Genomic DNA, 517 nt, shown 5'->3' with positions numbered 1-517 from the left:
AGTGGTTTGACGGCGATTATCAAGGATGGTTATGAGTTTGTTGGTCTCATAGTTTTGCGCCACAAAAGCGAGTTCACCTTTCTTGAACCCAAACTCATCCCAAGACATAACAGCTGGGAGCTTGTCATAATGCTCCTTGAAAGTAAACTGGTCAAGCTTACGATAGACAGTGGATGTCGACACACGAAGTCTTCTGGCAATATCTGTTAGTGATACCTTCCCAGTAAGGAGTTGTGTAGCTTTTTGCCGGACAAGGTTGGAGATTTGGTGGTTTTTCTCAACAATTGATGTCTCAGCTACCGTGACGCGATAACAGCTTTTACATTGGAAGCGACGTTTCTTCAGACATAGTAGTGTTGGAGTTCCCGCTTGCTCGAGAAGAGGAATTTTAGAAGTTTTTTGAAAGTCGTACTTAATCATCATTCCATGGCAGTGAGGGCATGATGGTGCAGGATAATCAAGTTTTGCTTGAATCTCGATGTAGGTATCTTTTTTAAACACAAGAGAAATAATGATG

At 42.0% G+C, this 517-nt stretch carries 1 protein-coding gene; it reads right to left on the bottom strand.

The window, feature by feature from the left end:
• The coding region (locus tag HMPREF1519_RS01530) for a helix-turn-helix domain-containing protein (protein ID WP_197016863.1) at positions 1 to 516 on the bottom strand (516 nt) is incomplete at its 3' end.
• Position 517: the final 1 nt, after the last annotated feature.

It is taken from the genome of Streptococcus sp. SR4 (assembly GCF_000517725.1).
Taxonomy (GTDB): domain Bacteria; phylum Bacillota; class Bacilli; order Lactobacillales; family Streptococcaceae; genus Streptococcus; species Streptococcus salivarius_F.
Note: the sequence above shows the minus strand (reverse complement) of the source record. Positions and strands in the feature narration are given on the sequence as shown.